The 25302-nt window shown below is 61.9% G+C and carries 21 protein-coding genes; 13 read left to right on the top strand and 8 right to left on the bottom strand.

Annotated elements, in window-relative coordinates; translation table 11 throughout:
• Nucleotides 1-43: 43 nt before the first annotated feature.
• Complete coding sequence (locus DWV32_RS07105) at nt 44-1150, bottom strand: hypothetical protein (RefSeq protein WP_233540429.1); 1107 nt, start codon at nt 1148-1150, stop codon at nt 44-46.
• 292 nt (nt 1151-1442) lie between these two features.
• Here DWV32_RS07105 and DWV32_RS07100 point away from each other — a divergent pair, with 292 nt between their 5' ends.
• Nucleotides 1443-1865, top strand: a complete 423-nt coding sequence (locus DWV32_RS07100) for a GHKL domain-containing protein (RefSeq protein ID WP_158561612.1) — start codon at nt 1443-1445, stop codon at nt 1863-1865.
• 18 nt (nt 1866-1883) lie between these two features.
• Here DWV32_RS07100 and DWV32_RS07095 read toward each other — a convergent pair whose 3' ends face one another.
• On the bottom strand, nt 1884-2459 hold the full coding sequence (locus DWV32_RS07095; protein ID WP_117564541.1) for a hypothetical protein: 576 nt from the start codon (nt 2457-2459) through the stop codon (nt 1884-1886).
• Between the two features lie 136 nt (nt 2460-2595).
• Between DWV32_RS07095 and trxA the strand changes: the two genes are divergently transcribed.
• The 8 genes from trxA to DWV32_RS07055 all read left to right on the top strand — a co-directional run bounded on the left by trxA (nt 2596) and on the right by DWV32_RS07055 (nt 9818).
• Nucleotides 2596-2916 (top strand): thioredoxin, encoded by a 321-nt coding sequence (trxA, locus tag DWV32_RS07090; RefSeq protein ID WP_117757734.1) that lies wholly within the window; start codon nt 2596-2598, stop codon nt 2914-2916.
• A 221-nt stretch (nt 2917-3137) separates the two neighbouring features.
• Entirely contained in the window at nt 3138-3386 is a 249-nt protein-coding gene (locus DWV32_RS07085; RefSeq protein ID WP_006235225.1) for a hypothetical protein, read from the top strand.
• A gap of 1 nt (nt 3387) precedes the next feature.
• The gene (nikR, locus tag DWV32_RS07080; RefSeq protein ID WP_117757710.1) at nt 3388-3882 is read left to right on the top strand and encodes a nickel-responsive transcriptional regulator NikR; all 495 of its coding nucleotides are present in this window, start codon (nt 3388-3390) and stop codon (nt 3880-3882) included.
• Between the two features lie 118 nt (nt 3883-4000).
• On the top strand, nt 4001-6457 hold the full coding sequence (hypF, locus tag DWV32_RS07075; RefSeq protein WP_117757709.1) for a carbamoyltransferase HypF: 2457 nt from the start codon (nt 4001-4003) through the stop codon (nt 6455-6457).
• Between the two features lie 131 nt (nt 6458-6588).
• The gene (locus DWV32_RS07070) at nt 6589-6849 is read left to right on the top strand and encodes a HypC/HybG/HupF family hydrogenase formation chaperone (RefSeq protein ID WP_117757708.1); all 261 of its coding nucleotides are present in this window, start codon (nt 6589-6591) and stop codon (nt 6847-6849) included.
• Entirely contained in the window at nt 6849-7961 is a 1113-nt protein-coding gene (gene hypD, locus DWV32_RS07065; RefSeq protein WP_117757707.1) for a hydrogenase formation protein HypD, read from the top strand. Before DWV32_RS07070 ends, hypD begins: the two co-directional genes overlap by 1 nt.
• Nucleotides 7962-8009: 48 nt before the next feature.
• The gene (hypE, locus tag DWV32_RS07060; protein ID WP_117757706.1) at nt 8010-9044 is read left to right on the top strand and encodes a hydrogenase expression/formation protein HypE; all 1035 of its coding nucleotides are present in this window, start codon (nt 8010-8012) and stop codon (nt 9042-9044) included.
• A gap of 105 nt (nt 9045-9149) precedes the next feature.
• Complete coding sequence (locus DWV32_RS07055; protein ID WP_117757705.1) at nt 9150-9818, top strand: HAD family hydrolase; 669 nt, start codon at nt 9150-9152, stop codon at nt 9816-9818.
• Nucleotides 9819-10311: 493 nt separating this feature from the next.
• On the opposite strand, the gene DWV32_RS07050 is transcribed toward DWV32_RS07055, so the two are convergent.
• The 4 genes from DWV32_RS07050 to DWV32_RS10145 form a co-directional block, all read right to left on the bottom strand.
• Nucleotides 10312-10869, bottom strand: a complete 558-nt coding sequence (locus DWV32_RS07050; protein ID WP_117757704.1) for a hypothetical protein — start codon at nt 10867-10869, stop codon at nt 10312-10314.
• A 234-nt stretch (nt 10870-11103) separates the two neighbouring features.
• A complete protein-coding gene (locus tag DWV32_RS07045) occupies nt 11104-11640 on the bottom strand; it encodes a PTS glucose transporter subunit IIA (protein WP_117634515.1) in 537 nt (178 codons plus the stop codon).
• Between the two features lie 103 nt (nt 11641-11743).
• Complete coding sequence (locus DWV32_RS07040; RefSeq protein WP_117757703.1) at nt 11744-13183, bottom strand: glycoside hydrolase family 1 protein; 1440 nt, start codon at nt 13181-13183, stop codon at nt 11744-11746.
• Nucleotides 13184-13430: 247 nt separating this feature from the next.
• A complete protein-coding gene (locus DWV32_RS10145) occupies nt 13431-14459 on the bottom strand; it encodes an AraC family transcriptional regulator (protein ID WP_158566108.1) in 1029 nt (342 codons plus the stop codon).
• A gap of 97 nt (nt 14460-14556) precedes the next feature.
• On the opposite strand from DWV32_RS10145, the gene DWV32_RS07025 reads away from it, so the two are divergent.
• Both DWV32_RS07025 and DWV32_RS07020 read left to right on the top strand, forming a co-directional pair.
• Entirely contained in the window at nt 14557-17172 is a 2616-nt protein-coding gene (locus DWV32_RS07025; protein WP_158566106.1) for a glycosyl hydrolase, read from the top strand.
• Between the two features lie 285 nt (nt 17173-17457).
• Nucleotides 17458-18312: a MurR/RpiR family transcriptional regulator gene (locus DWV32_RS07020; protein ID WP_117757700.1), complete on the top strand. Its 855-nt coding sequence runs from the start codon at nt 17458-17460 to the stop codon at nt 18310-18312.
• A gap of 150 nt (nt 18313-18462) precedes the next feature.
• Here the strand turns inward: DWV32_RS07020 and DWV32_RS07015 are convergent, their stop codons facing one another.
• A complete protein-coding gene (locus DWV32_RS07015; RefSeq protein ID WP_117757699.1) occupies nt 18463-19776 on the bottom strand; it encodes a DUF4038 domain-containing protein in 1314 nt (437 codons plus the stop codon).
• 226 nt (nt 19777-20002) lie between these two features.
• Nucleotides 20003-21430 carry a PTS transporter subunit EIIC gene (locus DWV32_RS07010; protein WP_117757698.1) on the bottom strand — a complete coding sequence of 476 codons (1428 nt, stop codon included), beginning with the start codon at nt 21428-21430 and terminating at the stop codon, nt 20003-20005.
• Nucleotides 21431-21920: 490 nt separating this feature from the next.
• Between DWV32_RS07010 and DWV32_RS07005 the strand changes: the two genes are divergently transcribed.
• Nucleotides 21921-23258 carry a PHB depolymerase family esterase gene (locus tag DWV32_RS07005; RefSeq protein WP_117757697.1) on the top strand — a complete coding sequence of 446 codons (1338 nt, stop codon included), beginning with the start codon at nt 21921-21923 and terminating at the stop codon, nt 23256-23258.
• A gap of 265 nt (nt 23259-23523) precedes the next feature.
• A complete protein-coding gene (locus DWV32_RS07000) occupies nt 23524-25035 on the top strand; it encodes a nucleoside hydrolase-like domain-containing protein (RefSeq protein ID WP_117757696.1) in 1512 nt (503 codons plus the stop codon).
• The last annotated feature ends 267 nt before the right edge of the window (nt 25036-25302 follow it).

The raw sequence follows: 25302 nt of genomic DNA, 5'->3' as shown, positions 1-25302 counted from the left end.
AGGATTGGGCCTCTAGCATGCGTGTCCGAAAAGACGATACAGGTCAGACAACCCAATCAGACGTCGTCTCGAGCGCGTCCTCTGCACGGTCGAGCGTGCTTCTGGCCTTGGCACCCTGTTTGAACCACGAGCGCAGGTCCTCGAGCGTGCTGCCCGCTGCATACACCTTGATTTTGCGACCGCCTTTCGTGGTCACCGTGCAACGGTCGCCGCTCTCGCTGTCCTCGTGCGCCGTGACCTTCTTGAGGTAATCGCGGCGAAACGCCACGACGCGGGCATTGCTGATCTCGATGAACCAATCGTCGTCGACAAGCGAAGTGCCCGTGGCACCTCGGCTCGCCATCTCCTCGGCGAAGGAGAAACCGAGTTCGCGCTCCTGTCTGCCGATCTCGTAGATACCACGGGCGGGCATGCTGAGCATGAGCAGAGGCAGGAGTCCCCCTATGAACAGGAAGAGGCATGGGACGAGCAGGAGCAGACGAGCACCGGCGTCGGTGAAAACAGCCATGAAGGCGATCACGAGCGAGAAGACGAGCGCCATACCGTTGAAAACAATCGTCAACGGCTTGATGGCAGACCAACACAGACCCGCCTTGGTCATCGGGCCGTCAACAGCGTCCGAGACCTCGATGCCCTCTTCCTCCAGACGGGCGAGGAGGTTGAGCGAGCACACCCCCTCGAGGCTTATCGAGCAGAACTTCCGGTCGCCCTCGAACAGGTCGATCCTCATCATCTGCGTGTGAAGCGTTGCACGGGTGATGTTGCCAAACGTCGTCTCCTTGCGGATGCCGAAGGCGTTACGCGAGAGAATTCGCTCACCGTCCACGTCGATGCGCGGGATGCTCAGCAGGGCCCAGATGGCCATGCCCGCGAGCGCCATGGCGTGACCGAACCACACAAGTTCGTGGTCCCACTCGCCCAACGAGACGCCCTGCCAGACGTAGACACCCAGCATGAGCAGTTCGAACGCGACGGCGCAGCAGGCGATAATCGTGCGAATGGCAGCGGGCATGCGCACCGTGAAGCGATCGAGGCTGTCCGTCGCCTCACTGCGCTCGCGCGCGCCGCGACGGGCGACCCATGCAGTGAGCGGACCGACGATGAACACCACCATCGCCACGCGCAGGAACGATTCGAGTATGTCGCCCATATTAACCACCATCCCAATAGAAAACGTGAATTTGGGAGACTATAGCAGAGCGAAGCGATTTGCACGGCATCGTCCGGGTGTTTTCGGCATACGGTGGAAACCAGCGGCAGCGGACGTTGAGAACTCACCCAAAAGACGCGATTCGACCGAAGCGATTCTTCTTGACTTGGTCTCAATGTGATACGACATACGCCACTACCTGCGCGGTCTTGCGGCCCTGATCGAAGAGGGTCACACCGATGAGGCGCTCGAGCGTATCGACGCGCTTTGCGAGACCAACGACCGCACCGCTGTGCGCCGCTACTGCGCCAACGAAACGGTCAACATTGCGCTCTCGTCGCTTTCCGCGGACATCAACGCGCACGGCATCACCGCCGACCTGCGAGCCGCCGTGCCCGAAACCGTCCACGTGGGCGATGCCGATCTGTTCAGTGTGGTATCGAACGCCCTGGACAATGCCATCGCCGCGGCGAGCACCGCCCCCGAAGGCAAGCGGTTTGTCGACCTGGACCTTCGCTACGAAGACGGTCAGCTTCTATTGCTGGTTTCCAACACATTTGGACGGGCGCCGCACATGGTCGACGGCACGCCCGTGGCTCAGCACGCCGGTCACGGCTTTGGCACCAAGAGCATTAAACTCGCCGTGGAGCGCATGAACGGCAACTGCCAGTTCCGCATTAACGGCGATCGGTTTGAGCTGCGCGCTGTGATGTAGGGGCTGCCGCCAACCTCGCTACAGCGGTGCAGCCGCCGGGGTCAGCTGCTTAATGTAGGCCCACATGCGCTGCTTGGCGGCCTTGTCGGTGAGCGCCGCCTCAAAACCGTCGAGCGCCAGCACGCGGCGCCCCTGCACATGGGCGACCAGGCCGGGCTTGAGCATGGCGGTGTCAAAGTCATCAATTGCCACAAGCATATCGGCATAGGTCTCGCGCATGACATCGGCCGCACTGTTGTCCAGCAGCAGCACCGCCTCGGGGTCCAAGGTCTCCAGCGCCTCGCGGAACAGGTCGCACGTCAGGGCCTCGCCCGCCGCGACCGCTCCGTCGCCCGCGCCGGCGACGCTTGCCAGCACACAAAAATCCTCGGGGGCATATCCGATGGCACCGAGCGCCTTGCGCAACGCGGCGCCATCCGCGCCGGCGGCCAGCTCGCCGCCCGAGCACTCGGCTTCATCCAAATCGCCTTTGACCAGCACAATCGGCGAGCACGCGTTGCCCGCGATACGCACACCGCGATCTGCAAGCGACGCGAGCTCCTGCTCGGTCGCCTGAGCGATGGCTTCTTTTTTCTGGCTTTGTGACGTGGGCATGCGCTCTCCAATCGTTTGCGTGCCCACCATTATATAAAAGAGCCGCCCGCGAGTGGTTGCTTTGCGGGCCGCTGGGTATAAGCACGGTCGTACTGAGTTTTACGCGGCCGAGCCGCGTCGTATTATGGAGGTCACCATGGCTGACATTAAGCAGATTACCCCCGAGAACTTCGGCGCTGTCATCAACGATAGCCTGCCCGTACTGGTTGATTTTTGGGCCCCGTGGTGCGGCCCCTGCCGCTCGCTCTCGCCCATCGTAGACGAGGTTGCCGACGAGCTGGCCGGCAAGTTGGCTGTGGCCAAGTGCAACGTCGACGACAACCAGGACCTGGCCATGAAGTTTGGCGTCATGAGCATCCCCACGCTGATCGTCTTTAAGAACGGCGAGGAGGTCGACCGCTCGGTTGGCGCCCTACCCAAGGCGAGGCTGCAGGCGCTGCTGGAGAAACATCTGTAATACGCTTGTTACCCATCTGCCGTCCATGAGCGGTTTCGCACCGCTCGCCGGAGTGCCAAACGCAAGGTATGCGACCACGGATAGTATGGTAGATACAAACAGCCCCCAGTGAACGGGTGCGGGCCAGACGGACTCGCACCCGTTTTCTTATGCGGCGGCGCTCAAGGCGGGCGTAGTAGAATCTGAACCACCATATCGCCCCGTACAAAAGGAGACTCCCCATGCATGACGTCGGAATGAACATGAGCCAGCTTGCCATGAGCGTCAAGCAGGTCGACGACACCATTGAGCTCGCTCACGAGTGGAGCCATCAGCTGCTGCATGCGACCGAGAACTTTGACATGGAGCGCATTGGCGCCAAGCTCGAGGCCGCCATGGCGGCACTCCACGAGGCGCACGATGCGCTCGAGGGCTACGAGGAGGCCATCGAGGCCGACCACAACTCCGTCGGCTCTGTGAAACTGGTGTAACGTGGCCGAGCACGAGCACGCGCACAATCACGGTGCGGACGACGATGCAAGCTGCCGCTACAGCGGCTCCAGCTCCGAGCTGGTCCGCTTTTCGGTCACCGCGCCCGACGACCTGCTGCGCCGCTTTGACGAGCAGATCGCGCGCCGCGGTGACGTGGCTAACCGATCCGAGGCCGTACGCGATCTGATTCGCGCCTCGATCGCCAAGGAGCAGATGCGCACGCCCGACGAGCAGGTCATCGGTTCGCTCACCATGATCTATGACCACCATACCGGCGATCTGACGCGCCGTCTGGACGAGGTGCAGCACGACTACACCGACGAGATTGTCTCGACCATGCACGTGCATCTGGACCACCACAACTGCCTGGAGATTCTGGCGCTCAAGGGTCGCGGCAAACGCGTCTATGAGCTAGCGGACCGGTTGCTGGGACTGCGCGGCGTTAAGCACGGCGAGCTCACCTGCGCCGCCACCAAGCAGAGCCTGGGGCTGTAGCGGGATTTCCCGCAGCGCACCTGCCAAAAAGGGACAGGTTTGTTTTGGCAGGTTTAGAAGTTTTACCGACCAAAATAAACCTGTCCCTTTTTGGTCGGTTTTGACGAGGGGAAGCCACATGCGGCATGTGCATATTCATGTGACGGGCATTGTGCAGGGCGTTGGCATGCGGCCGTTTGTGTATCGCGAGGCCATGGCGCATGGCATTTGCGGATGGGTGCTCAACGCGGGCGACGGCGTGCATATCGAGGCGCACGCTCCGGCCGATGCGCTCGATGCTTTTGTTGCCGCGCTTTCTGCGCATGCGCCTGCGGCAGCCCGCGTAGAATATGTCGAGGTTGTGGACCTGGCAGCCCACGGTTGGGATACCGCCAATGAACAGGGTTTTCGCATCGTAGCATCGCAGGACCAGACCGCGCACACGACGCTCGTCTCACCCGATATCGCCACCTGCGATGATTGTCTGCGCGAGTTGTTCGACCCCGCCGATCGGCGCTATCACTACCCTTTTATCAACTGTACCAACTGCGGACCGCGCTTTACCATCATCCGGTCGCTGCCTTATGACCGAGCGGCCACGTCGATGAATTGTTTTCCCATGTGTCCTGAGTGTGCCGCGGAGTATGCCGACCCACTCGACCGGCGTTTTCACGCGCAGCCCGATGCCTGCTTTGATTGCGGGCCGCATATCACGTGGCGCGAAGCGAGCGTGGGCGGTGAGCCGGGCGAAGCCGCCGCGTTGCCGGCCGTCGGCACCACGCGCGAGACCAGCGACGCCATTATCGACCGCTGTGTTGAGCTGCTGGCCGGTGGCGGTATCGTCGCCATCAAGGGTCTGGGCGGATTTCACTTGGCATGCGACGCTTCCAACGAGCAGGCGGTAGCCGAGCTTCGCCGCCGCAAACGCCGCAGCAACAAACCGCTTGCCGTTATGGTACGCGACCTTGCCGACGCTGAACGCCTGTGCCATGTCAACGACGTTGCACGCGGCTTGCTGGCCGGCAGCATTCGCCCCATTGTGCTGCTGCGCCGACGTGCCGTTTGCGAGAGCGGCAGCTCCCCCAACGCCCTCGCGCTCGCGCCGTCCGTCGCGCACGACCTTCCAGAGCTCGGTGTTATGCTCCCCTACACCCCGCTTCAGCATCTGTTGCTTGCCGCGGCAGAAGCCCGCGGTATGCACGCGCTCGTCATGACCAGCGGAAACCTGAGCGAAGAGCCCATCGAGACCGATGACGATCTTGCCTGGGAGCGCCTCGTTGCCGCCGGCATTGCCGACGCGCTGCTCGGCAACGACCGCGCGATTCTCTCGCGCTACGACGACTCCGTGGTACGCGTGGTCGATGGCGCCGCCATGCCTGTGCGTCGCGCACGCGGATATGCGCCGCAGCCGTTAGCGCTGCCGGCGCTCGACGGCACTGCACCCTGCGTGCTCGCCTGCGGGCCGCAGCAAAAAGCTACGATCGCGCTCACGCGCGAGGACGCCGACGGCCATGTGGCCTGTTTTGTGTCGCAGCATATCGGCGATGTCGAAAACGGCGAGACCTTCGATGCCTGGAACGCCGCGCGCACGCGCTTGGAAAACCTCTTTGACCTGGCGCCTGCCGCCTTGGCATGTGACATGCATCCCAGCTATCTGTCGAGCCAGTGGGCGCGTGAACTGGCACGGAAGCACAATCTGCCGCTTATCGAAGTCCAACATCATCATGCACATATCGCGAGCGTGATGGCCGAGGCCATCGCCGCGGGCCAGCTTACAACCGACGCGCGTGTCCTTGGCATCGCCTTTGACGGCACCGGCGCCGGCACCGATGGGACCATTTGGGGCGGCGAGTTTCTTGTTGCCGGCCTTGCCGATTTTGAACGCGCCGCGCACCTGCGCACCTGGGCGCTCCCCGGCGGGGCGGCCTCCGTGCGCGACGCCCGCCGCAATGCCTTTGCCCTGCTGAGCGAGCTCGGCCTGCTCGAGCACCCGGGTGCCGCGGGGCTATTGGGCGCCCTCGACGAGCAAACGCGCAGCGTGACAGCCACCATGATCGAGCGCGGCATCAACAGCCCGCGTACCAGCAGCATGGGGCGTCTCTTTGATGCCGCGGCGGCAATTCTGGGCATCTGCGACAAGGCAACCTACGAGGGCGAGCCCGCCATCGAACTCGAAGCCGCCGCCTGGCCCGCGCTCGGCGGTAAGACCGTTCGTCTCGACGGCAATCATGCAGGCGTATTCACGTCTGCCGACGACTCCCCCATCTTGGACCCCCAACCGCTCATCGAATCTCTTCTGAATGGAATTGAGGCAGGCACGCCGGCCGACAGGCTCGCCCTCGAGTTTCACATCGCCATTACGCACGCTACGACCCACATCGCGTGCGAGATCTGCAATCGCGAAAACCTCGATACCGTCGCGCTCTCGGGCGGTGTGTTCATGAACCGGCTTTTGCTTAAGCTCCTTACCCATGAACTCAAAGACGCCGGTCTTGCCGTCTTGGTCCCCCACACTGTGCCCGTCAACGACGGCTGCGTCGCCTACGGTCAGGCCGCCATCGCTCGCGCTCGCCTCACGCAGGCGGCGTCTCGATAGGCTGTTTTGCCAGCCTGCGCGCCGCCGTCTCACAGGTGTAACGCGTTTGCTCGTGACTCCCGCGAGCGCTACCATCAACTGATGGGTAATTAGGCGCCTATCCAGCGCAAAACGTATAAAAGGGGAACATTATGTGCCTTGCCGTTCCCGGTAAAGTGGTCAAACGCGACGACGACCTTAAGGCGACCGTCGACATGATGGGTATCGAGCGCCCCGTTTCGCTGCGCCTCGTGCCGACGGCACAGGTAGGCGACTATATTCTCGTGCACGCCGGCTTTGGCATTCAGATTGTCGACGAGCAGGAAGCCCAAGAGACACTCGAGCTCGTCAATACCATGACCGAGCTGGCCAAAGAGGACCAACTCGCCACCAACCCAGCCGAGGCATACTAGTGGCGGCGGCGCAGCCGGTTCGCTCCGGTATCGACTTTTCGGCATTTCGCGACCCCAAGCTGGCCCGCGAGCTCATCGATCGTATTCATGAGCTTGTCGGCAACCGCAGCATCAACCTTATGGAAGTCTGCGGTACGCATACCGTGAGCATTGGCCGCTATGGCTTTCGCTCCATTATGCCGACGGGGCTCAAACTGCTAAGCGGCCCGGGGTGCCCCGTTTGCGTCACCGCCAACCGCGACATCGATCACGCAATCGCGCTTTCCAACATGGACGGCGCCATCATCACCACCTTTGGCGACATGATGCGCGTGCCCGGATCGTCCACCTCGCTTGCCGCGCAAAAGGCGGCGGGGCGCGACATCCGCATCGTCTACTCTCCGCTCGACGCACTCGACATTGCCGAGCAAAATCCCGAACGCCCGGTCATCTTTATGGGCGTCGGCTTTGAGACCACAACGCCCACCATTGCCGCCGCTATCCTGGAGGCCGACGCGCGCGGGCTCCAGAACTTCTCGGTCTACTGTGCTCACAAGACCACGCCGCCGGCTCTGCGTGCGATCTCCAACGACCCCGAGACCGCCATCGACGGCTTTATCCTGCCTGGTCACGTCGCTACCATCACAGGCCTGGCACCCTTTGGGTTTTTGGTCGATGAGTTCGAGACCCCCGGCGTAGTCACCGGGTTTGAGCCGGTCGATATCTTGCAGGGCATCTGCATGCTGGTCCAGATGATTGTCGAGCACAGGCCCGCAATCGACAACGCCTACCGCCGTGGCGTCAATGCAGACGGCAATCCCGTAGCGCGCCAGCTGGTCGAGCAGGTGTTTGAGCCATGCGACACCACGTGGCGCGGGCTGGGGCCGATTGCGGCTTCGGGTCTTTCCATCCGACCCGAATTCGCGCGCTTTGATGCCGGCGCCCGCTTTGACGTGCCCGTTGAGGCGACGGTCGAGCCACGCGGGTGCCGCTGCGGCGACGTGCTGCGCGGAGCCATCACACCGAGCGACTGCCCGCTGTTCGGCCACGCATGTACGCCCGAACACCCCGTCGGCCCCTGCATGGTGAACTCCGAAGGCAGCTGCGCGGCGTACTTTAGATACCGCGACTAGCCCGGACGCCCCCGCGTACCGGCACCACCCACGATTGGAGTTTTCGATATGTCCCGTACTGCCACCGATAGCACTGTCCTGCTGGGCCACGGCTCCGGCGGCCAGATGATGAAGCGCATTATCGATGAGGTCTTTCTGGATGCCTTTGGGTCGCCCGAGCTGCTTGCGGGCAACGATGCCGGTGTCGCCGCACTGCCCGCAAGCGGGCGAATCGCCATGTCGACCGACAGCTTTGTGGTAACGCCGCAGTTCTTCCCCGGCGGCAATATCGGCCGACTCGCCGTATGCGGAACCGTCAACGACGTCGCGACCTCGGGCGCTAACGTGCGCTACCTCTCATGCGGCTTTATCCTCGAAGAGGGCTATCCCATGGACAAGCTGCGCCAGATTGTGCAGACCATGGCCGAAACGGCGCGCGAGGCGGGCGTGTCCATAATCACCGGCGACACCAAGGTGGTCGAGCGTGGCGGTGCCGACGGCGTCTACATCAATACCGCCGGCGTGGGCGAAGTGCCCGCGGGCGTAACGCTCAGCGGTGCGAACTGTCGGCCCGGCGACGCCATCCTGGTATCGGGTACGCTCGGCGACCACGGCATCGCCATCATGAGCCAGCGCGAGGGCTTGGCGTTTTCGAGCGACATCGAAAGCGATGCTGCGCCGCTCAATCATCTGATTGCCGACGTGCTCGCCGCCGCCCCCGACACCCGCTGCTTCCGCGACCCCACGCGCGGCGGCCTGGCATCCACGCTCAACGAGTTTGCCCAGGCCAGCGGCGTTGCCATGGAGATCGACGAGGATGCCGTGCCCGTGCGCCCCGACGTGCAGGCGGCATGTGAGATGCTCGGTTACGATGTGCTGCAGGTGGCAAACGAGGGCAAGATGGTTGCCGTGGTGCCGGCCGAGCAAGCCGATGCCGCGCTGGCAGCCATGCGCGCCGCCCGCTACGGCGAGAACGCCGCCATCATCGGTCGCGTGCTGCCACTTGCCGAGGGCGCCCGTCCCGCCGTGCGCGTACGCACCGGCTGGGGCTCGACCCGTATCCTCGACATGCTTGTGGGAGAACAACTGCCGAGGATTTGCTAACGACAAAGGCTCAGGGCTATTAAAGATATTCAGATTCCAAACATGCCCGGCACGCATGCCCAGTATCATGGGGTGCGTTTTACAACTCAAGCGGCAGGAGCACCCATGGCAGCAGCTTTTTCCCATGTGATCTTTGATCTGGATGGCACCATCCTCAACACGCTCGAGGACCTGGCGGCCGCCAGCAACCATACCTGCGAGATGCACGGCTGGCCCACGTTTGCCGTAGACGAGTACCGCTACAAGGTGGGAAACGGCATGCTCAAGCTGGTCGAGCGCTTTATGCCCGCCGAGTACGCGGGCGACGGCCGTATGTTTGAGCAGACGCTTGCCGAGTTTAGGGCCTATTACGGCGAGCACAAGGAGGACCACACCTCACCCTACGCCGGCACGATTGAGATGCTCGACCGTCTGCGCACAGCGGGCGTTCAGCTTGCCGTGCTCACCAACAAGGATCATATTTCGGCAGCCCCGCTTATCGAGAAATACTTTGGCCCCGATCGCTTTGCGCTGGTACAGGGCCGTGTGGGCGCATTTCCGCCCAAGCCCGAGGCACCCGTCACGTTGCATGTGATGAAAGAGCTGGGCGCCGATCCGGCAACCACGCTCTATGTGGGCGATTCGAATGTCGATGTTCTGACCGGCCACAACGCCGGCCTTAAGAGCGCGGGCGTCAGCTGGGGCTTCCGCGGCCGCGCAGAGCTGGAAGCCGCCGGCGCCGACTACGTGGTAGATACGCAGGACGAACTCGCCGAGCTAATCTTGGGCGAGTAGCGAGCGACACCGCTTAACGCAGCTGCGACAATTCTTCCACGCGGAAAGTGCATCCCGTTTTGGAGCTCCGAAATGGGATGCACTTTCCGTTTGAGGCGCGTCGGGGAAACCGTATCCCGTTTCAGAGCAATATTCCGGGTCGCGGTTTCCGCAACCCGCCCCATCCGGAAACCGCGACCCGGAATTCGGCCAAAAAACCGGGTCGCATTTTCCCGAGCATTTGATACGGCGTTGATACAAGGAGTGTCCCCAACTGCCGGCAGAAAAGGAACGTCCCCAAGTGCCGCCTCAATGACTACCATGGCAACGCCGCAGGTAGAGGACGGGCAGCGAGCGGGCACCAGTGCGAACAAATTGGCATGAAAAGAGGACGGTATAGACCTTCTGGTCATGCCGTCCTCTTTGAATGACAAGTTGTCGCTCTGGTGCCCGCGCAGCGTCGGGCAGTTACGGCGTTTGGTAAAACGCCGTAACGAACTACCGCGTAACTCCCCTAGCTCATCATCGCATTCATCATCTCGGTGGTTGCGGAATCGTCAGCAGACCACTCGCCATCGTCATTGGCGGTGTACTTGAAGGTAACCTTGGTGTCCTTGGTCTTAGCGGCCTTGGTCACGTCGACCATGACCTGGCCGGCCATCTTGTACAGGTCGTCCTCGGAAGGCATCGTATCGAGCGCCGCGATCTTCTCCTGATACTGGGTGGCGAAATCTTCAACGATCTTGTTCATGGACTTGCAGGTAATGGTGACATCGGCAGTCGCGGTGCCCTTGTCCTCGTCGACCGTCACATCGCCGATCTTGTAGTCAAAACCCTCGAGATAGCTCTTGGCGTACTCCTTGGGATCGATGCCCAGCTGCTCGAACTCGTCGCCCGAGGCCTCTTCCAGGCCGGCGAGGAAGTCGTCGCCGCCGTTCTTGACCTCGTCAAACTGCGTCGTAAGATCCTCGGTGATGAGCTCCTCAACCGAAGGACCTCCGCAGCCGGAAAGCACAACCACGCACGCGACCAGAACAGCCATCAGGGGCGCAAGCAGCAGCTTCTTCTTCATGACATTCCTCCCAACAAGCGGCACCGCGCTTCCCGACGCGGTGCGCGTCGTAACAATAAGGCCATACTAGCCGATAACGAACACCCCCGGCAAAGCAAAGGCGCAGTCGGCTCGATTTAACGTCCGAACGGTTTACCGGTCCGCCCAACGTGCAATAAAACGCTTCCCCGCGGTGCAATAAAAAAGGTGGCCGGAAAACCCGACCACCTTTGCACATCCTTTGGATGTCGCAGTTTACTTGCGGACGACCTTAACGATGGCGTCACCGGCGGCGACAGCGGAGTCGGCCTCGACGGCGAGTTCGACATCGGCAAACTCGGCGGTGTTGGACACGGCCACGACGACGCAGTCCTTGTAACCGGCGGCAGCGATCTTGGCACGGTCGATCTTGAGCATGGGCTGGCCGGCCTTCACGACGTCGTCGGCCTTGACGAAGCCCTCGAAGCCGTCGCCGTTCATGTTGACGGTATCGACGCCAACGTGCACCAGAACCTCGATGCCGCTATCGGACTGCAGGCCCACGGCGTGACCCATGGTGACGGTCACCTTGCCGTCGCAGGGAGCGTAGACCAGATCGTCCTCGGGCCACACGGCGCAGCCCTTGCCCAGGACCTCGCCGCCAAAGACGGGATCGGGCACGTCGGCCATCTTGATGACCTTGCCCTTGACGGGTGAGCACAGCACGTCGGCGCCGGCAGAAGCAGAGATGGAGGACGGAGCAGCGGCAGCCGCGGGCTCAGCCTTCTTCTTGAACATGTCAAACAGACCCATACGTTTTCTCCTCTTGATTAAGCGCAACGTTATGCGCATGCCTATGGTGATTATAGTGCCAAATGGCCTAAAAACTAAGGCAGAGGTTCGAATCGGAACCCGATTAAGCCAGGCCCTCGGTACCGTTGGACTTGATAATCTTCTGGTAGGCGAAGAAGCTGTCCTTGCGGCGGCGCTCGTAGGTGCCGGTGCCGTCATCGTACTTATCGACGTGGATAAAGCCGTAGCGCTTGCGCATCTCGCCGGTGCCGGCCGAGACCAGGTCGATGGGACCCCACCAGGTATAGGCGATCAGGTCGACACCGTCCTCGATGGCCTCGCCCATGGCCTTGACATGGCTCTGGAGGTAGGCGATACGGTACGGATCGTGGATGGAGCCGTCCTCCTCCACCTCGTCGTAGGCGCCCATGCCGTTCTCGACCACCATCAGCGGAATCTCGTAGCGGGCGTAGATCTCGTTGAGGGCGATACGCAGGCCCGTCGGGTCAATCTGCCACCCCCAGTCGGTGCTCTCGAGGTAGGGGTTCTTGCCGCCAAAGGCCATATTGCCCTCGGTCATCTCGTGGTCCTTATGGGTGCCCACGGTGCCCGACATGTAGTAGCTAAAGGTGTAGAAGTCGACCTTGCCGTCGGCGATGTCCTGCAGGTCGCCGTCGGCGATGTCAAGCTCGATGCCGTTCTCGGCCCAGAAGCGCTTGGCGTAGAACGGGTACTTGCCGCGCACCTGCACGTCGGAGCAGTACCAGTTCATGGTGTTCATCTCCTGCTGGGTGGCAAGGACGTCGGCCGGGTCGCACGTGGCGGCATAGGACAGGATAAAGCAGTCCATGTTGCCCATCTTGAGCTTGGGGAAGTGCTCGTGCGCATAGCGGATGGCGCGACCGCTCGCCACAAACTGGTGGTGGAGGGCCTGGAAGCGCTGCTGCGGAGTGGTGTGGGCGCCGGAGGCCGGGCCCTCGTAGCCGCGAATCATGCTGGTCTCAAAGAGGTTGCCCAGGTCCAGAGTGCCACAGTTGATCTCGTTGAAGGTGAGCCAGTAGGTCACCTTGTCGTGATAGCGCTCGAGCACGGTCTGGGCATAGCGCTCAAAGAATCCGATAAGCTCGCGGCTCTCCCAACCGTTGTACTTCTCGACCAGGGCATAGGGCATCTCGTAGTGGCTAAGCGTAACAAGCGGCTCGATGTTGTGCGCGCGCAGGCAGTCGAAGACGCGGTCGTAGAAGGCGAGGCCGGCCTCGTTGGGCTCGGCATCGTCACCGTTGGGGAAGATGCGGCTCCAGGAAATGGACATGCGGAACATCTTGAAGCCCATCTCGGCGAACAGCGCGATATCCTCCTCGTAGTGATGGTAGAAGTCGATACCGTCGTGATTGGGGTAGAAGCGGTTGGGGTCGATGTCGAGCGTAATCTGACGCGGCTCCTTGTAGCTGCCGCCCAGGAAGTGGTCGTCTACGCTGGGGCCGCGGCCGTCAACGTTCCATGCGCCCTCAAACTGGTTTGCGGCCGTGGCGCCGCCCCAAAAGAATCCCTCGGGAAATCCCATATGTGCCTCCTCGCAGCTGGTTTTATGTGCTGAGCTGAGTATCGCGCGCGCCCGGGCGCCCAAGGCGCGGAGGCGGCGCATTGGACACTTCTTTTCGCCCCAGCGCGTCCGCCGGCTGACACTTTTTGATACCGAGGCCTAGACGAGGCAAAAATCGACCTGACGGCCACCCTCCAACCCGGGTGGATGAAACGAAACGGCCTATTAGCCGTAGCATATCGATGGCTAAAAGTCCGTTCCGTCTTGCTCATCCACGGTATTTTGCCGGTGTGCAGCCGTAGGCGGTGCGGAACTTGCGATAGAAAAAGCTCATGTTCTCGTAGCCAACGGCACGCGCCGCCGCCTCGGCCGTGGCACCCGCGCGCAAGAGCTCCGCGGCACGCGCGAGCCTGCGCTCCTGGACCAGCTGTCGGTAGGTCTTTCCCACATGCTGCTTGAGCAGCGCCGACGCGTAGTTAGGGCTCACATGAAAGCGTGCCGCCATCTCCTCGAGCGAGCAGGCGGCAAACGAACGCTCAATATAGCCGAGCATCCCCGCCACGAGCGAGGCCGCGCGCCCCGACTCATCGCGCCCCGCCGCCGCGCCGCGCACGAGCTCGCGCTCGTAGCAATCCATGAGCTCGGCCAACAGGAGCTGAAACAGGCGCAGAACGATCTCGGCGCTGTTGAGGCTCGGCTCGTAGTGTTCGCAGAGCATCTCCTGCATGTAGCGCCGCACGCGCCGGCTCTCCCCGCAGCGAAAGTGCACGTGCCCGCGATGGTCGGTCTCGCTGTTGAGCGCGTTGAACAAAAACCGCGATACCGCGCTCTCGCGCGAGAGGCTCGCCTCGAGGCTGCGCTGCAAAAAGGTGCGTGAAACGGTCATACTTAGCATGATGTCTTCCTCGTCGAGCGCCGCCACCGCATGCGGGCAGGCGGCATCGAGCAGCAGCACCTCGTTGCGTTCGAGCACGAGCTTCTCCCCCGCAACCGTCTGCGGACAGCGCCCCCGGTACACATAGCTGATCTCAACGTAGTCGTGCACGTGCTCGGGTACCGCGTTAAAGCGCGAGTTTCTCCTGATCATCAGGCCAGCTGGCATTCCGGCCTGAGCATATTCCGCCCCAATCTGCCCGATCTTTCGCACCGACCGTCCATCGACCTCAACGCGATCGGTCATGATCGACCAGTCAAAGGGAGCCTCATTCCTATATCGCCTCTCGCTGGCGCTCAGCTCGCTCAGCCGGCACTCGAGCTCCAAGATCTCCATGGCCCCGCCAATCGTTGATTCGGTCATATTCTGCCGTGATTTGGATATTAGCACGCCGCCGTCCGCACGCCAGAATGGAGTCATGCAACATACGCTGCCCACCATCGGCTTGCAAGGAGGATCCATGACCGCGTACTACCAGCAGGTGCTCAACGGTGCCTACGACAACCACGTGCTCCCGTTTTTGTGGATGAAGGGCGAGGACCAACAGACCATTGCCGAGTATTTGGAAAAGATTGCCGGCGCCGATATCCACGAGATCTGCCTCGAGAGCCGTCCGCATCCCGATTTTTGCGGTGAGGGCTGGTGGCGCGACCTGCGCTTTGTGATCGACACGTGCAAGCAGCTGGGCCTCAAGATCTGGATCTTGGACGACGCGCACTTTCCCACTGGATACGCCAACGGCACCGTCAGGGAGGCGTCGCCCGAGCTCCGCAAGATTGTCCTCACCCACCGCACCATCGACGTGGTGGGCCCCACGCCGCAGGCGAGCATCGTGCTCACCAACATGTTCGACAAGACGGAGCGCTTCTATGGCGTAACGTTTATGCAGGCAGGGCGCACCGTCGAGGTCGAGCACCACGTGATTGAGGACGAGCACGGCATGCCCTGCCGCTTGGTCTTTGACGCACCGGCCGGCACCACGCAGGCGTGCGTGGTGTTCACGAGCGGCAAGACCTCCTACAACGAGGACTACATCAACATGGTCGACCGCGCCTCGGTGACGCAGCTCATCGATGCCGTGTACGAGCCGCACTTTGCGCATCTGGGCGATGAGTTTGGCAAGACCATCCTGGGCTTTTTCTCCGATGAACCCGGCTTTGCCAACGAGAAAGGTGTCACCGGCGCCGATGGTATCTCCGACACACTCATCGGTAAGGCCACCGCGCCCCTGCCCTGGTCGGCCGAGCTCGAGCGCCGCCTGCGCGCGGCGCTGGGCGAGCGCTACCTGGACGAGCTCCCGCACCTGTGGGATCGCAAGGACGCCGGCGCGCACGTGCGCCACGTGTACATGGACATCGCGAGCACGTTCTACAAGGAGTGCTTCTGCGACCAGCTCGGCGACTGGTGCCGCGCGCACGGCGTGCAGTATATCGGCCACGTGATCGAGGACAAGGACTGCCACGCGCGCCTGGGCGTGGGCGCCGGCCACTACTTCCGCGCCGTGGGCGGCCAGGACATGGCGGGCGTGGACATCGTGATCAACCAGCTCATCCCCGGCATGGACCAGGGACTCCACTCCTACGGTCGCGGCGTGTGGGACCTGGAGTTCTACAACTACGTGCTGCCCAAGCTGGGGTCCTCGGCAGCGCATCTCGACCCCAAAAAGCAGGGCCGCTGCATGGCCGAGGTCTTTGGCGCTTTTGGCTGGCATGAGGGCCTACGCGAGATGAAGTGGATCGCCGACCACGTTATGGTGCGCGGCGTCAACTGGTTTGTGCCGCACGCCTTTAGCATGGCCACCTTCCCCGACTTCGACTGCCCGCCGCACTTTTACGCGCACGGTCAGAACCCCCAGTTTGCGCACTTTGGCAAGCTCATGAGCTACATGAACCGCACCTCGAGCCTGCTTTCGGGTGGGCGGGTCACCACGCCGGTGGCACTTCTGTACCACGCCGATGCCGAGTGGGCGGGCGAGGCCTCGTTTATGCAGCATGCCGCCGCCGAGCTCGTGCGCGCGCAGATCGATTTCGATATCGTGCCGGCCGAGGCGTTTGAAGATACCGAGCGCTACTCCGTGGAGGTCGCCGCAGACGGCAGCGGCTTTAGCGTGAACGGCCAGGCGTACCGCTGTCTGGTGATGCCCGGCGCCGAATATGCCGGCGAGGCCCTGCTCGACTTTGCCGCGCGCACTGCGGCCGCAGGCGTTGGCGTATATGCCCTGGATAAGCTGCCGAGCAAGCGCTATGACGGCGAAGCTGCCAGCCGCGCGGGCTTTGCCCCCGTGGAGGCCAGCGAGCTTGCACGTGTGCGTGTTGTTGCCACTTCCGAGCTTGCGGGTGTGCTGAGCGCAGCCGGCATGCAGACCGTGTCGTGCACCGAGCCGCAGCCGTGGCTGCGCGCGCTTCGCTACGACCGCGCCGGCGAGAGCTACCTCATGCTGGTAAACGAGCATCCCAAGCAGGGCATTCACACGCATGTTGAGTTCGCAGACGGCGCGCCCGTGCACGGCGTGCGCCTCGATTTGCTCAACGGCAGCGCACCCATCGCCTTTGACGGCACGCTTGAGCTCGCGCCCTACGAGAGCTGCATTGTGGTGCTCGGAGTTTCCGCGCCCGCTGCCGCCGAGCGCGGAAACTCCGATGCCGAGCGTGAGGTCACGCGCGTTGACGGCCCCTGGAACGTCTCCTTTGCAGCGCCCGGCGCCGATACCGCGCACCTGGTCTTTGGCGAGGCCGTCGAGCTTGGCGACCTGCACGATCTTTCCTGCGCCGAATTCCCCGGCAAGGCAGGCACTTTCCGCTACCAGGCAAGCTTTGCCGTTGCTGAGAACCTCACCGGCGCCGCGCTCGACCTGGGCGAGGTCTTTGAGACCGCCACGGTCGCACTTGACGATGTGGACCTGGGCTGCCGCATCTGTCCGCCCTACCGCTTTGAGCTCGGCACCCTTGCCGCCGGCGAGCACACGCTCACAATCGATGTGATCAACACCCTCGACCACGCCATCCCCGACATCTTCGCCCTCACCGAACCCTCCGAGCCCAGCGGCCTGCTCGGCCCCGTGCGCCTGCTTGGCTAACGGCATCGAAGCCCACTTCAATCAAGGCAAAATCCTTGGTTGAATCTAAGTCAGCGAGCGGGTTCCAAGTGCCCCAGGTTGCCACGAAGCAAGGCGGCATAGGGCTTTTGCCCATGCCGTCGAAGCTGAGCGGCAAGATGGGGTGCTTGGGGCCCGCGCAGCGTCAAGCGGTCCGCCGTTCGTTAGAACGGTGGACCATAGAAAGGGCTTGCTCTCCCCAGCCAAGCCGGGCGTTTTGTTTACCGCTATGATTGATACATCGCGATACGAACGCATAGGAGTCATATGGACATCAAGCGCAAAATCACCCAAGGCAAGGAGCTCACCCCCACCGAGCAACAGCTCGGGCAGACGGTTCTTGCCATGGGCGAGGACGTCCGCGGGCTCTCCATTAAGGAATTTGCGCGCCAGGCCAATGTCTCCGTTGCGAGCATCCACCGCTTTTGCAAAAAGCTCGGCCTCGAAGGTTTCAAAGAACTCAAGGTCGAGCTGATGCGCGCAGCCTCGCGCGCAGACTCCGCCCCCGAGGTGGATATCAACTTTCCCTTTGATGCGACCTCCAGCGCCCAGGAGATCTCCGAGCGCATGGCGCGACTGTACGAGACTACGCTTTCCGAGACGCGCGAGATCCTCGACCCGGCACAGCTCGACTACGCCGCCAAGCTTATCTTGCGCGCCGACACCGTGGACATCTACACGGGCTCGCATAACCTGTATCCGGCGGGAATGTTCCGCGATCGCCTGCTTTCCGCCGGTAAGAGCTCGACGTGCTACGACAATATCGAGGCCCAAGTGCGCACGGCGCTCGCCTCGGGCCCCGACCATGTGGCAATCGTCATCTCCTACAGCGGCCTTGCCCCCAACTTCAAGGAGATCTTGCCGATCCTCTGCAGTCGACATGTCCCGGTCATCGTCATCGGCACGCCCTATTGCGCCCGGATTCACCCGGGCTTTGCCGCCTATCTCACGGTGAGCGACCACGAGAGCATGACGCACCGCATTACGCAGTTTGCCAGCCACATCGCCGTGCAATACGTGCTCGATTCGCTCTACAGCAGCTACTTTGCCAAAGATTACGCCCGCTGCTCCGAGTTCCTCGAGCAGTCCTTCCCCTTTACCAGGCTGCCCGGGCTCAAGTAAAACGAGAGAGGATTTTTGGACACTTAAATGACGAGGGTGGATAATCTCCCACTTTGAGCCTGTACACAGGCAAAAAACGGAAGATTATCCACCCTCATTCTGTAGTCCTTACTCGGGCCTTTTTGCCGCTGGTCGCGTTGGAACCGCGCGCTACTGAGCGGGCGAGACCACCAGGAGTGCATCGTGCTCGAAGGGATGCTGGGCCACGCGAACCTCGCCATCGGCATCCTTGACGGGCAGGTTTGCCACGCGCTTGTTCTCTAGGTCAAACGCCACAGCATTCCAGGCGGTGGTGCCGCCCTCGAGTTTGAGCTTGACGGCCGTGGTCCTCGGCAGATAGACCACCACGCGTTCGCCCACGCGCGCCACACGGATGGCCTCGCGCGCATCGTCAAGCAGCTCCTGCGCGGGTTCAACGGCTGCCGACCCATCCGCGCTCGTGGCACCCAGGCCGCGCAGCACGTGCTCGATCAGGCCAAAGTCCCACACGCCCGCAAACTGCAGGCACTCTTGCCAGCGGAACGGCATGTCAAAGCCCTCGCCAAGGACGCTGCCACGGCTCTGAGAGGTCTGCCAGTTCCACACGCCGTGCGCACCGTAGGTAATGCCGGCACTGGCACCGGCCAGAATGCTCGACCAAACACTCGCGCGACAATCCTGCGCGGTAAAACGCCAGTACACGTTGCGGCTCGCGCCCATTTGCTCGTAGCAGGGCTCGGAATTGACCATCGGCTTTTTGGGATACTGCGCGCGAAAATCCTCGGGCAGCTTCCAAGCTTCCTCCTGACCGCTATAGTTGTGGCCGGGCTGGAACATGTAGAAGTCCAAGCGATCGGCAAACTGCTCGGGCAGGGCGCGGTTGCCACGGTTGATATGCATGGTGTGCAAGGACTCGGGAGCCAGCTTGGTGACCTCGTCGAGTGCATCCCCGTAATAGGCGATAGCCTCGTCGGTCTTAAAGTCGGTGTCGCCTGTCACCACATAGACGGGGTCGAACTCGCCCAGGTTCTCGACGACGCGGGCAACGTGGGCGCGAACCTCCTCGCGCGGCATGACCTCGGCACCCAGGCGCTCGGCGATCACGGAGCCCCAGGTACCGGGCACGTAGTTGCACCACATGAGCACGAGCGCCGGGCGAATGCCGTGCTCCACGGCTGCCTGGCACATGCGGCGGGCGCGGTCCCAGTACTCCTGGTTGGGTACGCTCCAATCAAAGTGCACGCCATCCTCGCTCGCGTAGGGCCAAATGCCCAGGTCGGGCAGGCAGCGGTCCCACTGCGGAAGGGTGTTGATCTGCAGCACGTTCATGCCCTGCTCGGCACGGCGGGTCAGGTAGTAGTCCCAATCGTCCTCGGTGATGCTCGTAAAGGCACTCCAACACGTATCGGCAAACCAAAAGAATGGTTTGCCGTCGCAGAGGAACCCGTCCTCACGGGTATTGACGGTCAGTTTTCCCAAGCTCATATGGCACCTTTCTCTTGGGGAGACTTGCTAGGAGGGAGGTAAAGAAGTCGCATGCCGCATTATCACAATAGAGTCTGCGGCTGCAGTTGCTCAGCTCAAATTGAATGCACGCGAAGCACAGGGCCCTTACGTCTCTCCTAAAAAGTCTACAGGAAGGCCCCGCCGGGCTTATGCCAAGCGGGGCCCTGTCGTGTAGGGGGTCTTATTTAGACCAAGGCCGGGGCGACTAGGCCTCCATCTCGGCGAGCTCCTCCTTGGAGAAGCCGGAGACAAAGACGACGGCAGCGGCAATAGCAAAGGAGATTGCCATACCGACGATAGCCCAGACGGTGTTCATCTGGCCACCCTGCAGGTAGTTGGTGAAGACCAGGAAGTTGGAGGCACCGCCTGCGAGGTAATAGGTAACGCCCATGAGGCCCGAGAACACAGCGCCGATGGCACCGCCGATGAACATGCCGAGCGTGGTGCGGCGGAAGCGCATGAGGATACCGAAGAGCGCGGGCTCGGTGACGCCGCCGGCGATGGCGGAGATGACGTAACCCAGGGCAAGACCCTTCTCGTCGGGGTTCTTCATCTTGAGGAAGGCACCAAAGGCGCAGCCCCAGACAGCGGCCATAGCGCAGTTGGTGGAAACGAAGACGAAGGGATCGTAGCCGGCAGCGATGATCTGAACCTGAGCGAGCAGGATGACGGGCATGTGCATACCGCAGACCACGAAGAGCTGCCAGAAGGCGCCGAGGACGGCCATGACGAGCAGGATACCGATGCCACCCATGTCAGCGAGACCGAAGAGGGCGTTAGCGATGAGGCTGCCGATCTCGTTGCCGAGCGGGGCGAGGACGATGAAGGCGATGGGGATGGTAACGATCATGGTGCAGAACGGCGTGAAGACCGTGGAGAGCACGTCGGGCATGACCTTCTTAAAGAACTTCTCGACGAAGTAGAGGACAGGCACCGAAAGGATAATCGGCAGGACGGACTGCTGATAGTTGGCAGCGGCGATCTGAATGCCGTAGACGGAGATGATTCCGCCGCCATCCTGGGTCGCGACACTCACGACGGACGGGGCCATGAGGGCGCCGCCGAGGAGCATGCCCAGAACCGGGGAGGCGCCGAGCTTCTTAGCGGCGGCATAGCCCAGGTAGATGGGGATAAAGGTGAACGTGGCCTCGTACAGGGTGGTGTAGAGGAACGTGTAGGTCGGATCGGTGTCAGAGAGAACGCCGAGCATGGTGGGACCGAGGACCGCAGCGATGGTGCGGAACAGACCGCCGGCCATGAGCAGCGGGATCAGCTGGGTCATGGAGCCCGACAGATAGTCGAGGATGATGTTCGGCAGGTTCTTGAGCTCGAACTTCTCCTTGGGAGCATCGAGGTTCTCGTCGACCGCGGCACCCTGCTTGACGCCGGACATGGCGACGAACTCGGCGAGCACCTTGGGCACGTTCTGGCCGATGATGACCTGGAGCTGGCTGCCGGCGAACTGGCAACCCAGAACACCCTTGACCTTCTTGATCTTCTCCACGTCGGCCTTGTTGTTGTCCTTGAGCGTCAGACGCAGACGCGTCATGCAGTTGGTGGCGACGGAAACATTCTCCGCACCGCCCACGAGCTCGAGGACATCGGTGGCAATCTGCTTGTTATCTACTGCCATGGGACCCCTCCCCATATCATCGTGTGCCTACTCGTTTGGGCGTAGGCACGCCTTTGGCTCGGCGACTATAACCCCTTACGGCCACCGAACCCTTGGATACGCTGTCGTAAACAATGTGTTTACTGAACGTTTACGGACTTTAGTTTACACGGAACGTCTAATTTGTGGCAATTTTGCCGTCTGTAGTCCGGTGAACGGTAGGAAATCGGGGGTGAACGTACTTTAACGGTAAGGGATTGTCTATTTGATGCTCTGCTGCTAAATGCCTATTTACGTGGTCTTTTAATTTGGTAAACACCTCTATTCTTTGTTGACCCATCAACAAAAGCCCTGCTAAATGGTGATAAACGAATGTTTAGTAATTTGTTGAGTGTTCATTTTGACCGTTTACCGAGTTCATCTGCCTGTTCTGTAGCTCTGCATTAAACTAAACATGTTTAAGTTGTATTGCCGCTGATGTTTACCACTCGCGGCGCAGAGGAGGCAGCTCATGGAACTCAAATCGTGCACCTACGCAACCGTCACCACGCTGGGAGACTTTGGCCCCTGGATCAGCAAAGTCGTGCTCGACCTGCCGTGCACCGTTCGCGCCAACGATATCGATGCGCGCACCTTCCATATATATGTAGAGCGCCATGAACGCACGGGCGAGATCCTGATGCGCAAAGAGCGCGGCGCCGACCACGCCGCACCTTCCGTAGGCTATGTCGACGTCCTCGCCGCCTATCCGTGCGATGAGTGCGGACGCAAGCTCGCCTTTGGTACCCATGTGGCGCTCGAGATCGCCGAGCAGCGCCTGACCAAGAAGATCGAGGGCAGCGTGATGGGCTCGCGCTTGCTCGACGACCAGCTGCGCATCACGCAGCTCGCGGCCCTTCCCGGCAATGACGGTGACGATCCAACCTGCGGCCTGGTCTTTGACACCTGCCGCGGCGACATCTGTCCCGCGCTCAAGGGCTGGAGCAATGCCACGCAAAAGACCGCCGTCAACGGCATCGCGCTCGAGTACGGCTTCTTTGAGCCCAGCTTTAAGGCCGAGGACTCCGCCTGCTTCAACCCCTTCGCGCCCGAAACGACAGTCGTGCCCCAGAAGGCCCCGCTCGTGGTGTACCTGCACGGCGCTGGCGAGGGCAAGGGCGCTACGCAAGGCGAGGGCGCCACGCGCGCTTATATCGGCAACCGCGTGACGGCCATCAGCCAGGCGCAGATCCAACGCTACTTTGGCGGCTTTGCCTGGGTTCTCGTGCCGCAGTCGCCCACGTTTTGGATGGACAACGGCACTGAGCAGCTCGGCCACTCCAACCAGAGCATCTACTCCCCCGTCATTAAGGCGCTCATCGACGAGTTTGTCGCCGAGCATGCCGACCGCATCGACACCGACCGCATCGTGGTCGCCGGCCTTTCCAACGGCGGCTTTATGACCCTGCGCCTGTGCGCCGACTACCCCGATTTCTTCGCCGCGGGCCTTCCCTGCTGCGCACCGTGGTACAACGCCACGGACGAGGACGTGGCCGCACTCTCCAAGACGCCGCTGTGGTTTACGCACTCCAAGGGCGACGAGCTCGTGTGCCCGCAGCAGACGGTGCTGCCGCTCACGGTGCGCCTGCGTGATGCCGACGCCAACGTGCACCTCACCTACTTTAGCCATGTCGAGGACCTGACCGGCGTGTACCGTGAGGCCGACGGCTCGGCCAAGAAGACGTTCAATCACGGCGTGTGGATTCACCAGTTCAACGACCTGTGTTATCAAGACTTCGACGGGGGCAACGTACTCATCGACGGCGAGCCGGTGGGCTGCTGGGAGTGGTCGGCCAGGGTTTCGAGGTAACCATTCCATCGGGTGCCCCGCCCTTTAGTTTTGTGAACGTCCTCGCGCATGGGCCCGTTCATCCTGCTCCTTCGGAGCATCGGATAAACGGGCCCGCGCTGCGGAATGTTCACAAAACTAAAGGGCGGGGCACCCTGAGTTAACGTTGTTCGAAACGCTGGCCGGGCGCTTCCGGCGGGCCGCTGGGTCGGTGGCGATGTGAGCGTGGGTCCCGTCTTGCCTTGCGCGTAACTGGCTGAAAAAAATCGTGGTTGGAGTTGTTCCTATGTCTCAGAATTTGACTCGGGTGATTGTCACCACCGATATGGAAGTCGATGATATGAACTCTCTGGTTCACTTGGCTCTGTATCTCAATGTGCTCGATGTGCAGGCTGTGGTGTACACGGCTTCGCAATATCACTTTCTTGGCGATGGCGTCCACACGCTGGGCGAGGTGAATCCGCATTGGCGGACCAAAGGCGTGCGCTCCTATACCTGGGACGTCGTTCCGCACGAGCCCGACCCCGAAGCTGGCTCGCTCATGGAGTATCGCCCATTCCCCGAGGGTTGGATCGAAAGCCTGTGGAGCAACGAATATGCCCAGGCCTGGCCGCAGCTCAACGCTAACGCCGCTGCCGCCGGCGAGCCGTCCTTCCCCACGCCCGCTCAGATGATCGAGCGCACCTATATGGGCAACGCCGCCTTCGAGGGCGACGTGCGCGAGGAAACGCCCGGGTCGCGCGTCATCGCCGACGCCATCATGGATGATGACCCCCGCGCGCTGTGGCTGCTCAGCTGGGGCGGTATGAACACTATCGTTCGCGCCCTCATGTCCATCGCCGAACAATGGCAGAACGCACCCGAGTGGCCCGCCGTGCGGCAGCGGATCTATCGGAAGGTGCGCGTGATGGGGGTTGCCGATGGCGTAGGGCAGGACAACTCATGGCTCGACCATGGGCGCGAGCTCTTTCCCGAGCTCATCTTTTGGTGCGTGCCCTATATGTATGGCGGCTATGTCGACGCCAAGATGGCTCAGCCCGATACGCTGCCGCTGTTTAAGGCTCCTTGGCCCGAGCAAAATCTCACGCAGGGCAACGGCCCCCTCATGGCGCGCTATATGCTCTACGGCGACGGTAAGGTCTACGAAAACGAGCCCGAACGCTTTCAGTTTGGCAAGCATGCTCGTCTGGATTGGGGTCTAGAAGGCATACCCGCGATGCAGTTTGAGCGCGGCGACTTTATGGCCGAAGGCGACAGCATGACCTATATTCCGCTGCTGCCGTTTGGCCTGCGCGGCATCGATGACCGCGGCTTCGATACGTTGCTCGGCCGCATGTTTCTTGATGGGTATCCTGATGCGGACGCACCCGCCGGCCTTGCCGCCATCAGCACGCCCGTAGGCGACAACCCCAATCCCTACCTGCGTGCCTATCAGGAAGACTTTGCCGCCCGCGCGCAATGGTGCGCCCATGATCCGGCAGTTTGCTCGCATCCGGCATATGTTGTCGAGGTCACAGCCGACCGCAGCGCTACAGCCGGCGAGCGCGCCACCCTTGCAGCGACCATCGTCGACCCCGACGACAAGGGCTTTGATGCACATTGGGATGTCGCCGTGGACCCGTCGAGCTATGCGGGCGCCCAGGATCTGTCGCTGTGGCAAGAATGCACAGTGGACACCACTTTCGTCGTGCCCGCCGACGCACGGCCCGGTGACCGCTTCGTGCTCACCCTCACCGTGCAGACGCGCGCCGAGCGCCCCTGCAGCCGCTACGCCCAGGTCGCTATCACCGTCGCATAGCAACCGGCGGCCCACATTCGACAAGGAGTGTCCCCAGATGTCGGCACAAAAGGAACGTCCCCAAGTGCCAAAATGACGAGGGTGGATAATCTCCCACTTTGAGCCCGCAAACAGACCAAAAACGGGAGATTATCCACTCTCATTCTGCGGGCACTCATTTAAGTACGTCCCCAATGAGTACCCCCACAGCAGCGGCAACGCCGATGTTTTGGCAACGACAGACACTATGACCCAATCCAGGGGCACGGAAACGACAGGAGCCCCCGC

The organism is Collinsella sp. AF04-24, from assembly GCF_003465685.1.
Classification (GTDB): Bacteria; Actinomycetota; Coriobacteriia; order Coriobacteriales; family Coriobacteriaceae; genus Collinsella; species Collinsella aerofaciens_AP.
This window is presented reverse-complemented; position numbering and strand designations above follow the sequence as displayed.